General features: G+C 37.7%; 11 protein-coding genes. 6 read left to right on the top strand and 5 right to left on the bottom strand.

What is annotated here, in order from left to right; genetic code table 11:
- Positions 1–283 precede the first annotated feature (283 nt).
- Entirely contained in the window at positions 284–634 is a 351-nt protein-coding gene (locus tag CAL6303_RS26655; protein ID WP_015200951.1) for a hypothetical protein, read from the top strand.
- Between the two features lie 512 nt (positions 635–1,146).
- On the opposite strand, the gene CAL6303_RS26650 is transcribed toward CAL6303_RS26655, so the two are convergent.
- Positions 1,147–1,845 carry a RibD family protein gene (locus tag CAL6303_RS26650; RefSeq protein ID WP_015200950.1) on the bottom strand — a complete coding sequence of 233 codons (699 nt, stop codon included), beginning with the start codon at positions 1,843–1,845 and terminating at the stop codon, positions 1,147–1,149.
- 633 nt (positions 1,846–2,478) lie between these two features.
- Here CAL6303_RS26650 and CAL6303_RS26645 point away from each other — a divergent pair.
- Entirely contained in the window at positions 2,479–4,521 is a 2,043-nt protein-coding gene (locus CAL6303_RS26645) for a sensor histidine kinase (protein ID WP_015200949.1), read from the top strand.
- Between the two features lie 154 nt (positions 4,522–4,675).
- Here the strand turns inward: CAL6303_RS26645 and hrcA are convergent, their stop codons facing one another.
- On the bottom strand, positions 4,676–5,749 hold the full coding sequence (gene hrcA / locus CAL6303_RS26640; protein ID WP_015200948.1) for a heat-inducible transcriptional repressor HrcA: 1,074 nt from the start codon (positions 5,747–5,749) through the stop codon (positions 4,676–4,678).
- A gap of 448 nt (positions 5,750–6,197) precedes the next feature.
- Positions 6,198–6,557, bottom strand: coding sequence for a rhodanese-like domain-containing protein (locus CAL6303_RS26635; RefSeq protein WP_015200947.1), 360 nt, complete (start codon positions 6,555–6,557; stop codon positions 6,198–6,200).
- Between the two features lie 186 nt (positions 6,558–6,743).
- Between CAL6303_RS26635 and CAL6303_RS26630 the strand changes: the two genes are divergently transcribed.
- The 3 genes from CAL6303_RS26630 (at position 6,744) to CAL6303_RS28720 (ending at position 11,562) form a co-directional block, all read left to right on the top strand.
- Complete coding sequence (locus CAL6303_RS26630; protein ID WP_015200946.1) at positions 6,744–8,393, top strand: DUF3352 domain-containing protein; 1,650 nt, start codon at positions 6,744–6,746, stop codon at positions 8,391–8,393.
- Between the two features lie 203 nt (positions 8,394–8,596).
- The gene (locus CAL6303_RS26625; RefSeq protein WP_051036829.1) at positions 8,597–9,085 is read left to right on the top strand and encodes a hypothetical protein; all 489 of its coding nucleotides are present in this window, start codon (positions 8,597–8,599) and stop codon (positions 9,083–9,085) included.
- Between the two features lie 593 nt (positions 9,086–9,678).
- On the top strand, positions 9,679–11,562 hold the full coding sequence (locus tag CAL6303_RS28720; RefSeq protein WP_015200944.1) for a CHASE4 domain-containing protein: 1,884 nt from the start codon (positions 9,679–9,681) through the stop codon (positions 11,560–11,562).
- Positions 11,563–11,586: 24 nt separating this feature from the next.
- On the opposite strand, the gene CAL6303_RS26615 is transcribed toward CAL6303_RS28720, so the two are convergent.
- Complete coding sequence (locus tag CAL6303_RS26615) at positions 11,587–12,384, bottom strand: DUF6816 family protein (RefSeq protein ID WP_015200943.1); 798 nt, start codon at positions 12,382–12,384, stop codon at positions 11,587–11,589.
- Positions 12,385–12,466: 82 nt separating this feature from the next.
- Here CAL6303_RS26615 and CAL6303_RS26610 point away from each other — a divergent pair, with 82 nt between their 5' ends.
- Complete coding sequence (locus CAL6303_RS26610) at positions 12,467–12,646, top strand: hypothetical protein (protein ID WP_041740004.1); 180 nt, start codon at positions 12,467–12,469, stop codon at positions 12,644–12,646.
- Positions 12,647–12,673: 27 nt separating this feature from the next.
- Here the strand turns inward: CAL6303_RS26610 and CAL6303_RS26605 are convergent, their stop codons facing one another.
- Positions 12,674–13,282, bottom strand: a complete 609-nt coding sequence (locus CAL6303_RS26605) for a calcium-binding protein (RefSeq protein ID WP_015200942.1) — start codon at positions 13,280–13,282, stop codon at positions 12,674–12,676.
- Positions 13,283–13,477: the final 195 nt, after the last annotated feature.

Below are 13,477 nucleotides of genomic sequence, written 5' to 3'. Positions count from 1 at the left end.
CAATGCCACAGTTATCGCTAGTATTTTTCTCATATCATCTTTATTGCGAATTATATCGCCAACAAGAGTTAAGTAAAGTTTATTTTCTTTTTGCTTGAAGCACCCCATTTTGCTGTTAGTCTTATAGTTGTAAAGCAGCGGTCTATCCGCGTAATAAAACCTATTATAACTGCTTCATAAAACTTGACATAAGTTGATTAATTGATATCTATAAGTTTCCATTACCAAACCTGTTAGCGACCATCTAATCGCTTCATCGCCAACCCTTAGTCCTCAATAAATTATGCAAAGTTCTATTTCTCGCCTTCGTCTCATGAATCACTTTTGTAACCAATGGGTTGAAGAATGGTGTGAAGATAACGGCTGGACTGATTTATTTGAAGAGCGACGAAATAATTACTGGGCATTTCCCCCAGGAGCAGTCATGCCTGAGCCAATTCCCGGTAAAGTATTAAGAGCTATCAAGCAAGAGAAAGGAATGACATCCCAAGAAAAAATCTGGTCAGTTTCCGCTGTGGTGGCTACTTGCGTGGCAGTAGTTTCGACCTATATATTCAAGTGTCCAATGCCGATAATCGTAGCCTTCGCATTCGATGCAGTTACAGCTGCAAGATTAGAAGTTGAAGATATATAGAGGATAGCAACTGTGCCAAGTCAATTTTGCTAGACGAAGACATGGACAAAAAAGCCCCTTATTTCCGGCTTCTCGTTTTAGGACTAATACAATTAAAATTGATCTTATTCAGAGTGGAGATGTAGCAGTGCTGCATCTCCACTTAGTTATTACTTTTTAAGCAACTGGGATATTTGTCTACAAGAGAGGCAAAATTCAGTGTCGGTTTTCCATTTGCATAATTGTCATCAGTCACGGAAAATTTCCACACCCTTAAGACAATAAGAGCCATAAATCAGTACATTTTCCGTTTAATTACGATAATAAACCAGATTTTTGCACCAAAAAGCCAAAATATCCATTATTATCGTCTATGGAAACATGATCATAGGTTCACAGCCTAAATTTGGGTAAACAGTTCAAATCAGATTATGACCCAGTTTCCCTGCTATTAGATACAGATATTTAGGTTTCCTAAACACAAGTTAGACCTGATAAAGGTGTACTTGATAAAAACGAACAACACTCTATATCTAGAATATGTCAACTCTTTCTTTAATTCGATAATGTAAAAAAACCTCGTCTTCAACTCGATTTACTTCAAGCAACTGTAAGCGGGGTGCAACATCAGCCAAAAAACCCATACCTGCTACCGCACTGGGTGCAGCAATACCCCCCAAAATCAAAGGACAAACAGTAAACCATAATTCATCCACCAAATCAGCTTTTATCATCGATGCCACCAAATCACCTCCACCTAGTACAGCAAGACGTTCGATACCTAGATTCGGTAAACATGAAAGTACTTTTGTCAAGTCTATTTGACCACAATCACTCTCAAATATCAAAATTCGCTGAAATTCTGAGCGATTCTGCCAAAAATTTGCCCCCTGCTGACTGGTAATTAACCAGCGATGCACTGGCTGATTAAAGAAGCGAATTTCCGGATCTAACTTAGCTAGATCTGTAATAATTAGATGAAGCGGTTGAGCATCCTTACCAGCTTCTTTTCTGTGTCGTAGCAAATCTAGATCGGTAATAGTTAGTGTTGTGCCGTAGGCTCGAAGCGTATCAGCACCAAATAGTACAGCGTCAGAGGCAGAAATCTGTCTTTCTAGGTGTGCTTTATCAGTATTTGAGCCGAACCGAGCAGGCGATCGCCTAAAGTCTGATATCTTACCATCTACACTCACTGCAAGAATTACAGTTACAAAGGGTCGATGTTGCATCATTGATTTTACTAGGATATTTGTTTATATTTGTCAGCAGTAGCACCAGTTAGCTATGGTAAACCACATTTTTGCATTGATAACTGAGCAGTAGGTGGCAAAAAATAATTATCTAGTTGAAGATTTTAATCCAAAGTTAAAGTAGTAAAGTATTGAGCTATCAGCAGCTAAACTATACATCAAAATAAATTGGTGGTAGTAAAATCAGGCAGAATCACGATTCAATTACAACGTCGGAAAAAGCTGATTTATGACTATTCAATTACCCTCGATTCTGAAAAATCCTGAGTCAAAATAAAAAAACCTTTACTTGCAGGAGCATGAGAAATGTAAAATGTATAAATTGTATGAATTTAGAAGGGTTCCAGGCAACGCACAATAAGTATTCATCCATTTTGTGATTAACATAGGGAAATACTTTTTGACTTTTAACCTGTGATACTCTTAGTAAAGTCACATGCTTAATTAGGCACTCTAAAATTTTACCAATCAAATTAAGTTGAAATATAGTTGAAGCTGAATAGCTAATTCATCAGTCACTATAATTAGCGGATATTAATCATAAATTAATGACAATTACTGCTAAATTTAAATATCATTGCTATTGTGGTTTGGAGATGCCGAGAGAGACTACCAATGGCTAAACCCCGCCAATTATCATTCCGTCGCATTTTAACATCCAGAATTTTATTTCTGTCAGTCCCTATTTTATTTATAGGTGAGTTTGCAGTCTTTCAAAAAGCACGCGATAGCCTTCTAGAAACGGCTCGAAAAAATCTCACTGAAAGTGCTGTAATGAAGGGCGAAAAAATTGCTGATACGATTAGTAGTCTCAAAATTAATCTACTTAGTATTAGTCAAGCTACTCAAATTCGCTCAGGTTCAGCGGCTGAAGCTCAAGAATTCATTAACAAAATAACTCAAGAATCTCCACAACACCTTGAGTGTATTCAACTAATTGATCTAAAAACACAAGATGTGATTGCCAGCACCTGCGGTGAAAGGGCTATTGATGAAGTCAAAAAGCTGAATAACAGTACAGATATTCAAGCTAAAGTAATTATCCCTCCCAAAAATTATACAAATATTAATACCGCTGATCCGAGTATGAAAAATAAATTGCAAATACTCCTATCAACCCCAGTTTATAATTTGAATGGTGAACCAAATTATGTTTTGAGTATTCAATCAGAACTACAAGAGAAAATTAGAAAGCAACCAGGATTGTTTATAGGTTCATCTGTCGTTATATCTGAAGACGGTACAATATTGACACATCCTATAACCACAAGGATTGGAACTAATATTGCTCAGCATGTAGATGCTTCTCGTTTAAAAAAGATTGTGCGAAATGCCATTTCTGGGAAAAAGAAATATTTACATTTCTTTTTTGAAAAACAGGGGGAAGAACTAGTTGCTGGTTACACTGCTATTCCTAGTCCAGTTACTGTATCTTCTTCCCAGAAATGGATTATTCTAGATGTAACCACTTTAGATAATGTGTTGTATGGATTGGGAACAATCAAGTTAGTTTTATTTATTTTAACGGTTGTCTTAATTGGTGCAAGCATAGTAGCTTCTTTATATGTTTCTAATTACTTGGCAAGTCCAATTGAAAAGTTACGAGATTATGCTTTAAAAACTCATTCAAATCAATCTCCAGAAGCAGTTTCACCTGATGATTTTGATATTCGTGAATTTAATCAACTTGCCCAAGCAATTGGTCAGATGGTAGAACGCCTAAAAAATTGGGCAGAAGAATTAGAAATAGCCTGGAAAGATGCTAAGGATGCGAATCAAGTTAAAAGTCAATTTTTAGCAAATACATCGCACGAATTGAGAAATCCTTTGAATATTATTATTAATAGCATTCGGATTGTTAGGGATGGATTATGCGATGATCGAGAAGAGGAATTAGAATTTCTTCAGCGTGCAGATGAAACTGCTATTCATCTTTTGGGATTAATTAATGATTTGCTAGATATTTCCAAAATTGAAGCTGGTAAACTTTCTGTATTTTTGGAACCTGTTGATCTGCATAATTTGCTAAAGGAAGTTATTAATTTACAGTCGGTGAATGTGCAGCAAAAAGGATTAAAATTAAATATTCCTATGATGTTGGATTCAATTCCTGTAAATATCGATCCAATTAAACTAAAGCAAGTATTTATTAATGTAATTGGAAACGCAACTAAATTCACCGAAACTGGAAGTATTACAATTTCTACTAGTATTGAAGAAATCAATGCAAAGCCACATGTAATTATTGCATTTCAAGATACAGGAATTGGGATTGATTTATCTCAACAGCAAAAATTATTCCGTCCATTTGTTATGGTTGGAGATGCCACTTCACGTAAAATTGGTGGTACAGGTTTGGGATTAGCAATTTCCCGTAACTTAATTGAGTTGATGGGGGGAACAATTACCCTGAGTAGTCCTGGGATTAATGAAGGAACTACTGTAACTGTTACTTTACCGTTAATTGATCCTGAGTCATCCGAAAGAGAAAATCAAGAAGATGATGTTGTTTTATCGGGGATGGGAAAAGCTGAGGATGAAAGTCTAGCTTCAGAGATTATAGAGAATCTATCATGTAATAATGAAGTTTCCTCTAACTTTGTGAATAATATTAAGTGCGATGAGTTAGTGACTACAAAATGGAGAATCAATAGGTAGATTTTCTGGTTTCCTAGTTTTGTGGGAAAGTATATGTTAGCCTGCGACGCATCTAATTTTTATACCTCAGCAAATTCAGGGCAAACGATTGTTCCCCCCTAATGGATATTATCTTGAATCTCATGATTTTGCGTGAATTTTGGATAGCTACAACTTAGCTAAAAGCTTCTGATAGATATTCTGCGGCTGCGGCAACAACTGCGATCGCGTTATCATAATCTAGCCTAGTTGGTCCTAATACTCCGACACTACCTACTGGAACTGTACCACGCCGATATGTAGAAGAGATCAATGTACAGCTGCGAATTGGTTGTAATGTGTTTTCGGCACCAATGCGGACGGTGACACGGGATTTGGCAGAATCTTCTTCTGGTTCATCCACAATCAACTTCCACAACTGTTCTTGTTCTTCCTCCAATAGTTGGATGATGGTTTGTACCTGCTGTAATTGCGAAAATTCTGGCTGACGCAAAACCTCTGATACACCACGTACCATAATTTGGGTGGTAGATGGATTGTGAGTGCGACGACTCAGTTCAACTAGGGAAGTTTTGAGAAATTCTCCATAACATTGAAATTCTCGATCTAACTGTGTCCAATCCAGTTTACCCAACTCTAAAAGATTCTTACCACGTAAATGACTATTTAAGAAATTTGAAACAATTTGTAACTCCCGATCGATTACCTCTGTATCTGCTTCACTAACTCGGTTTACAGTTGTCATATCCATCAAGATTGAGTGTGTCTCGTAGCTATCGGTGACAACAATCAACATGACTCTTCCCGCTTCTGCTTGTACTAGCTGTAGATGTCGTAAAGCTGCGGTACTATTTTGCGGCATTGTAATTAAAGTAATGCATCCGCTTAATGTCGCTAAAATTTGAGCGGCACCTTGTAAAAGCGCTTCCAAACTCCAATCTTCCCACTTCAAACGTTTCTGTAAAGCTTGTTCTACCTGTTGCACCAAGATTTCGCTGGGAGTTACAAGTTGATCGACATAATGACGATAACCTGAATCTGAGGGTATTCGCCCAGCTGAGGTATGAGGTTGATACAAAAGCCCAGTTTTTTCCAACATCCCCATGATGCTACGGATTGTGGCGGAACTAACTCCGAGGTTATATTCCTCTACTAAAGCTTTGGAACCTACGGGTTCAGCAGTAGCGATGTAGTGTCGCACTGTTGCCCAAAGTATGTGCTGTTGTCGGTGAGTTAACTGGACTTGCATAGGGTGTGTTTGCTGAAGCAAAACTTAAGAAAATTTAAAAAATATTTTTGAACGAACAACTTTCGGGTGGATAGCGATGGAATATATGTAGCCGAAGAAAATAAATTATTCGATTTTTTTTACAAAAGCTAAAAACAAAGTTACGTTTGTGCCCCAAAGTCTGATTCAATGCTAGCAAAAAACAGATGCAAGCTCAGATCATGCGTAACAAAAGTATTAAGAGATATGAGGGCAAAATAATCTTTGTTTATTCCTTCTCACTTTCCCCATCTTTTATGTTTTCACGATTGCTTGGGAAACAATGTCTTTTTCACTACTAAAGTATCTGGCGATTTGAACTGTTGCTACCGTGTAACTGCTGATGTGTGGGAATTACTTAACAGGAGTGAGGGAGTGAAGGAGTAAAGAAATTTTAGCTAACAGCCAACAACTAATCTCTACATTTCCTTTAATATTGCGGAATCGATGAGTCTATGATTGTCGAATAGGCAGCGATGCCGCCAGCAATATTGTGAACATTTGTAAATCCTTGGGCTACCAACCACTGACACATTTGGGCTGAACGGATGCCATGATGGCAAAGAACAAAGGTTTCGGCATTGGAATCGAAGCGAGAATGTATTTGGTCTGACCAGTTAGCAAACTCGCTCAATGGTAAATTAATAAAGCCGTCGATGCTGGCGATGTCAATTTCTTGGGGTTCACGGACATCAATTAGCTGAGGCTGATTATCCGCTGTAGCAAGACGTTGTGTAAATTCTTCAACGGTAACTTGGGTAAAAGACTGGCTGGAATTTTGATCTGTCATGAAAATTTGTGTAAACAATCCTCTTACTTATCTTGACAAAAAATTTGAGCGATCGCTTAAATCAGTTAACAGTTATCAGCGAACAGGGTGCAGGGAACAGCGAACAGAGTATATGTGTGCTACAGAATCTAAATCTTACTGATAACTGATAACTGATAACTAATAACCGATAACTGATAACTGATTATGAGAAGATGCCTAGTGTTCCGTTTTTTAGCGATAAATCTCATTGCGCTGCTAATGAGTTTGTTTGTGTGTGGAGAATTCCCTTACCAAAGTGTACTTGCAGCTAATATTACCACTGGTAAACCTGGTGCTGCGATTTTCGTGTCCAAACAAGCACCTGTAGTTGTGTCTCTACAAGGAAATGTAGAACGGTTACAGGGTTTGGGTAAAGAACAGTTTAGCAAATTAAAGACAGGTTTTTTTGCAAATACTGGTGTTAATTATCGCCAAGATGTGGAACCTTGGTTAGGAAATGAAATTACTTTGGCTGTAACTACTTTAGATATCGACCGCGACCCTGATAATGGTAAACAGCCGGGATATTTGATGGCACTTGCCACTAATGCACCTGAAAAAAGCCAGGAATTTCTTCAACTACTCTTTTCTAAGCGGGTACTAGCGGGTGCTGATTTGGGTGTGGAAGAATATGCAGGTATCAAGTTGATTTCTGATAATTCCCAATTAGAAAAAGGAATGTTAGCTGGTGCGGTGGTGGGTGATAAATATGTGTTGTTTGCTAATGATGCTAAGGTATTACGGGAAGCTGTGAATAATGTCCAAGCACCTGATTTAAACTTGACTACTGCGCCAGAATATGTTGAGGCAGCAAAACAGGTTTCAAAGGATGCCTTTGGGGTTGTATATTTAAATCTTCCGGCTGTGGCAGAATGGCAGGGACTAAAGTTGCCTGTACAAACTTTTGATAGTCAAATTATTTCCTTAGCTTTAAATTCCCAAGGTTTGTTGGCTGAAACTGCTGCATTTACTCCTAAAGAAGTTTCCCAAGATACAGCAGAATTAACAAAACCTGTGGGTGCGCTGGAGTATATTCCACCTGTGGTGAGTCTGGTGGTGTCGGGAACAGATTTAGCTAATGTGGGTAACGGAAATTTAGCTGCATATTGGCAACAGTTGGTAGGGACATTATCTAGTAAGAAAGATGTCAATTTGAATAATTTTGTCCAACCCTTAGCAGAAATTCAAAACCTTTGGGGAATAGACTTAGCGAAAGACGTATTTAGCTGGGTGCAAGGTGAATATGCAGTTGCATTATTGCCAAATCCCCAACAAAATCGTTCAGAATGGGTTTTTGTGGCAGAAAAAACTCCTGCTACTGCTGATGGTATTTTACAACTAGACGCGATCGCATCTCGCAACGGATTGAGTCTAACCACTTTTACCTTAGATAATCAATCCATCGTCACTTGGACTAAAATCACCGCCAATAGTAAAAAATCCAGTAAAAACAAAGAAAATTTTAGCATCGAAGCAAAAGCCTATGGAGTGCATACCACCATTGGCAATTATGAGGTTTTCACATCTTCCCTAGAAACGATGCACGAAGTCCTCACTACCAAAGATAATTCATTTGGTAAAAACTCCGATTTCCAAAAAAGTATCGCTGTGATTCCCAAGCCGAACCAAGGTTATATATACATAGATTGGGTAAAAAGTAAAGAGATTCTGGAAAAGCAACTACCCATATTGAAGTTAGTAAAGGTTGTAGCCAAGCCCTTTTTAGAGGATATGCGATCGCTTACCATCAGCAGCTACGGCAAGGAAAGCAATTTACTTAAAGGTGGGATCCTTTTTAAATCAGTTAACAATTAACAGGGAACAGTGAACAAAGTTGATAACTGTTAACTGATAGCTGATAACTGGTAACTGATTTGTGTCAGATTTATATCTGTCACAACACCCAAGAACTTACATGTCATGACTAGTTAAGATCGATGTATAAAAATACTCATAAATTTTGTTGGAGGGCTGGAATGGAGCGAAATCGCCCCCGACTAATGGCTAATTTTCGACTTATGAAGGGCATATTGTCGCAAAATCGGTTCAAAAGCGGACTATTGCTCGGTTTGTTGACACTTTTCACCATGCCTGCCGTTGCGAAGACAGCTAATTTCGGGACTATCACCTTAGTATCCAATAGCGGCAAAGAGTCTGTGTCTGTATCAGGATATACAGGTGGTTCCTATTCGTTATCGGCGATTAAAAACCGCGATCGCAATAATAATAGTTGTATTGGTTTTGCAGATCCTAACCCTGACTACATTTTAATTTTAAAACAAGACGTTCCTAAGCTAAAAATGCAAGTTAATAGTGGTGGTTCTGACACAACTATTCTGGTGCAGGGTCCCAACGATAATATAATCCGTTGTGGTGATGACACAGGAAGGAGTAAAGATGCCAACATTAATGATAAAAACTGGAAAGCTGGAACCTATAAGTTGTGGATAGGAACCTTTAACCCTGGGGTCAAGTACAACTATACCTTGTCATTAGATCAAAGTTAATTGCAAATTAGGCATAAGTTTTGATATACAGACGTAGCAGTGCTGCGTCTTTTTCATAGCAGTTATAAGCCTCATCCATCATGGAAAGTGGAGTTTTGCCATTGGGATCTCAGGTAGACAGGAAGTAGCTTCACTTCTGCGGAGAAGCAAGCTACGAAGAGTAGCATAAGTCCGTAGGGTTGGCTACGCCTACTCACAATTTTGAGTTACAAACTACGGTTCTCAAAATATAGGAATCCGATTTGATTATTGTTGGCGTAGCCTGTGCTTTACACTTAAAAATTTAAGTATATGTAGGGAGTGTGTTTCATAAATCAAATATGAGTTCTTTAGATAAGGTTTAGGAATGTTGATCTGAATGTTTTTTTGGGAACTCTATATTTATAGCCTTATCTTTGACTGGTATTAGCTGACTCAAAGGTAGGGTAATTTGTGCAGCAATTTAGTTAATGATTGTGACGGATGAATTTGGCTAGAGGAAATAAAAGCTATCTCACCTTAAGAAAATTATCTGTAGCCTTCTTTATCGAAATTGGTATCATATAAACTTTTGATCAATTTTATTTATATTTGTGTAAAGGCGCGATCGCATTATGAAACTAAGACAGAAAACTTTACTAATTGTTAGTGGAACTTTAGCTGGTTTGATTGGTGTTATTTATCTAGCATCTGCGAATATATTTATGGGGAGTATTCGCAAAGCAGAAGAAAATGAAGCTCAACAGACTCTCAAAGGTGTGCAAAACTTACTTTTGCAAAGTCAAGAAAGTTTTAGCGATCGCTATGGAGATTGGTCAGCGTGGGATGATACCTATAAGTTCATTCAGGATAAAAACCCTGACTATATTAAAACAAACCTTGTACCCAAGCAGTTAAGCTTATTAAAAGCAAATTATATGCTTTTCGTCAATACCGCTGGAGATGCAGTTTACGGGACTGGGTATGATGAAAAGCAAAAGGTGATGTTATCTATACCCAAAGAATTAAGCGATCGCATTAGCAAAAAAGATGATTTACTACTGAAACGTCCTGACTTGACAACTAAGTCTACAGGAATTATGGTTTTACCCACTGGTCCAATTTGGATTACATCCCAACCAATTCTCACCAGTGATACCACAGGACCAATCAAAGGTTCCCTAATTGTCGGACGTAGAATTAGTGACGAAACAATTGATCAATTATCCCGATTAGCACGTCTCCCACTAAAACTGTACAGATTTAACGATTTAGATTTACCTCCAGAAATTGAAAAAATCCGTACATCTCTTTCTCCTAAACAAAATATTGTCGTTCAACCCTTAAGCGAACAAACATTAGCAGGTTATCTTTTAATTCCAGATATTGATGGGAAACCAGGATTAATTTTGCAAGTTGATATTTCTCGAAGAACTTATCAACAAGCACAAAGCAACCTTCAATATCTAATTATTAGTTTGATTATTGCTGGAGTCATATTTGGAGCAGTAGTTTTATTTTTACTAGAACGTTCAGTTTTATCACGGTTGACACTATTAGCTTCCGGTGTAATACGTGTGCGTGACACTAACGACTTAGGTTTGCGCTTGTCAATTCCTGGTCAAGATGAAATGTCAAATTTAACCGCACATATTAATGATATGCTGGACGCGATCGCACAATCAGACGAACAGCAAAAACAAACGCTTGCTCAATTGGAAGCTGCAAATTCCAAAATTCAAGGGCTTAATAAAACTCTCAGAACAGATAATTTACGCATGGGTGAAGAGTTAGCTGTTACACGACAACTACAAGAAACAATATTGCCCAAAGCAGATGAACTTCTCAAGATTTCCGAATTAGATATTGCTAGCTTTATGGAACCTGCATCCGATATTGGTGGTGACTATTACGATGTCATCGAAAGTCATGGTTGCATTAAAATCAGTATTGGTGATGTCACCGGACATGGTTTGCAAAGTGGCATATTGATGGTGATGGTACAATCGGTAGTCCGTGCATTATCAGCCGCAAATATTACTAACAACACCTTATTTTTAAGCTTGTTAAATCAAGTCATTTTTGAGAATGTCCGACGCATGAATTCCGATAGAAACCTCACTATCGCCTTTCTCGATTATAAAGCTGGTAAAGTCACATTAAGTGGTCAACACGAAGAGGTAATTATTGTCCGTGCAGATGGTCAAATCGAGCGAATTGACACCATAGATTTAGGATTTCCTGTTGGTTTAGAAGCTGATATTACTAACTTCATTGGACAAAAAGAAGTAACGCTATTTTCTGGGGATGGGATTGTACTTTACACAGATGGTTTAATAGATGCAGAAAGCACCAATAAAAAACAGTACGGAATTGAAAGATTGTGTGATGTTTTACGTCATAACTGGCATCACAATGCCCGTCAAATTCAGCAAGCTGTAATTGATGATTTATGGAGTCATATCGCTAGAAAAAATCTCCAAGATGATGTCACAATTTTAGTTATCAAACAAAAATAAATGTGATTGAAATTGCTGATTTGATCACGGTCTTGTTTCCCGTTGAGTATTACGTAAGTCCTGCCTAAACTCCAAACGATATCTATATAGTGCCACTGGACGAGAACCAGCTTGAAAATAATTTTTATCTTGGGGAGAAAGGTACACAGCCGTAACTTGGTCAGCAATAATTTGTGGAGTTGATGTTAACTGTGGTTGATAAGCAGTGGTGGATTCAACCTGGTTAAAATAGGGATTATTTCCACCTTTAAATAATTGCTGAAAAACTTCTGTAGTTATATATCTATCATCTTTGGTGTTTTCTACTTCCCTAGCTGTGACAACTGAAACCAGTTGCCGATCACCCTTTAACAAGGTAATTTGACGATTGGGTGATTCTGGATCTACCTTCACAGCTAATACCAATTCATCGCCTAAGTAAGCCCGTGCTAAACTCAAACCATTAAATGCTCTATCGGCAACAATTAATTTTTTCTCGTTTACAGTCCGAGGAATTAATTTAGAGCCAGAAATTACTGATTTCTCTGGAATAAATTTAACTTTGAAACTAATTGGTTGATTTAGATATTGACGATTCCCCTCAAAACCAGGTGTGATGATATCTGGTGCTAGAGGTGCAGCTAAATCCACAAGCGTACTTGTCACCAACCAATCACCCAACATCCACTCTGGGTAAGCTAAATCTCCTGTAGCTGGTTGAACTGAGGTTAATTTTTGCCACTGGGGAAAATTCTCCAACCTTTGGGCAAGTTCCCCCGCTTGCACCTCACAACTCCACAACAAGCAGAAACAAACTAAACATAAATTCCAAATTGCTTTCATTTGGGAGAATATTGACTGAAGTTTAGACTAAAGATAAATATAAGCGATCGCAATATAACACTTAGAGAATGATGGTCAAAAAATGGCAGATATCATCAAGTGGAAAAATCCGGTAAGGGACTTCCAAATAAAAAAATACCCAAATTATTTCTTGTGGGATGGGCTTCCAGCCCGTCCTTATATTGAGCGGGCTAGAAGCCCACTCCACAAAATTGGAGAAATTATTTCTTGGAAGTCCCTAAAAAGCGATCAGCTACGTTGAACTGATCGCAAAATAATGTTGACTTTCTTAACCGATATAATCTAAGGATGCTAAATCGGCATTAATTCGCAGGACAAGTTCTGCACCATCAGTTTTAAAAGTCTTCGCTTCAAAGAAATTTCCCTTATCCTGGATTTCGGCAAAGTCTCCAACACCAAAAACACCAAAGCTACTCAGGTCAATATTGTCTACACCAACCTCGTAATCTGCAATAGTCAAAGTATAACCAATAGCATCTTTGTTCACAGCAACGAAAGTATCTGTCTCATTATCTCCTGTTATAGCAGTGCTGAACGGATCATTTTGCAAATTATTGATTAGTTGATCATCATATTGGTTAGAACCTCCTCCAACCAAAATGTCATCTCCCCAAGCAAGAAGCCTATCAGTACCTGCTCCACCTACTAAGATATCATTGCCTTTTTCAAGTTGATTATCGGCTGATGTAAATCCATCACCAGACAAGACATCAGAACCTAGACCTCCAAAAAGATAATCGTCATTCTTGCCGCCTAAAAGTGTGTCATTGCCATTAAAACCTTGAAGAATATCATTGCCATCTCTTCCTTGAATAGTATCTGAGTCTAATGTTCCTCTCAAAAAGTTGTCGCTATCATTACCAATTGTCAATACCATGTTTCTTCTCCAAAAGGTTAAGATTAAGTTAATTTTGTATTTGGTATGAGTTGAGATAACTTGAGTTTTGAATATCAACTTCATTACCTATTCTTCATAATTATCAAGAGATAGTAAGAATAACATGAAGTTTTAATGAGAAAGTTCTCACTCTTATTTTCGATGAAAGAATATTTTTTACTAACTAAGAAGCTT

Source organism: Calothrix sp. PCC 6303, from assembly GCF_000317435.1.
Classification (GTDB): Bacteria; Cyanobacteriota; Cyanobacteriia; order Cyanobacteriales; family Nostocaceae; genus PCC-6303.
Note: the sequence above shows the minus strand (reverse complement) of the source record. Positions and strands in the feature narration are given on the sequence as shown.

What these genes read in the sequence shown, in the direction of transcription:
- CAL6303_RS26655 (WP_015200951.1), top strand. Translation starts at nt 284, where the DNA reads ATGCAAAGTTCTATTTCTCGCCTTCGTCTCATGAATCACTTTTGTAAC.
- CAL6303_RS26650 (WP_015200950.1), bottom strand. Translation starts at nt 1,845, where the DNA reads ATGATGCAACATCGACCCTTTGTAACTGTAATTCTTGCAGTGAGTGTA.
- CAL6303_RS26645 (WP_015200949.1), top strand. Translation starts at nt 2,479, where the DNA reads ATGGCTAAACCCCGCCAATTATCATTCCGTCGCATTTTAACATCCAGA.
- hrcA (WP_015200948.1), bottom strand. Translation starts at nt 5,749, where the DNA reads ATGCAAGTCCAGTTAACTCACCGACAACAGCACATACTTTGGGCAACA.
- CAL6303_RS26635 (WP_015200947.1), bottom strand. Translation starts at nt 6,557, where the DNA reads ATGACAGATCAAAATTCCAGCCAGTCTTTTACCCAAGTTACCGTTGAA.
- CAL6303_RS26630 (WP_015200946.1), top strand. Translation starts at nt 6,744, where the DNA reads ATGAGAAGATGCCTAGTGTTCCGTTTTTTAGCGATAAATCTCATTGCG.
- CAL6303_RS26625 (WP_051036829.1), top strand. Translation starts at nt 8,597, where the DNA reads ATGAAGGGCATATTGTCGCAAAATCGGTTCAAAAGCGGACTATTGCTC.
- CAL6303_RS28720 (WP_015200944.1), top strand. Translation starts at nt 9,679, where the DNA reads ATGAAACTAAGACAGAAAACTTTACTAATTGTTAGTGGAACTTTAGCT.
- CAL6303_RS26615 (WP_015200943.1), bottom strand. Translation starts at nt 12,384, where the DNA reads ATGAAAGCAATTTGGAATTTATGTTTAGTTTGTTTCTGCTTGTTGTGG.
- CAL6303_RS26610 (WP_041740004.1), top strand. Translation starts at nt 12,467, where the DNA reads ATGGCAGATATCATCAAGTGGAAAAATCCGGTAAGGGACTTCCAAATA.
- CAL6303_RS26605 (WP_015200942.1), bottom strand. Translation starts at nt 13,282, where the DNA reads ATGGTATTGACAATTGGTAATGATAGCGACAACTTTTTGAGAGGAACA.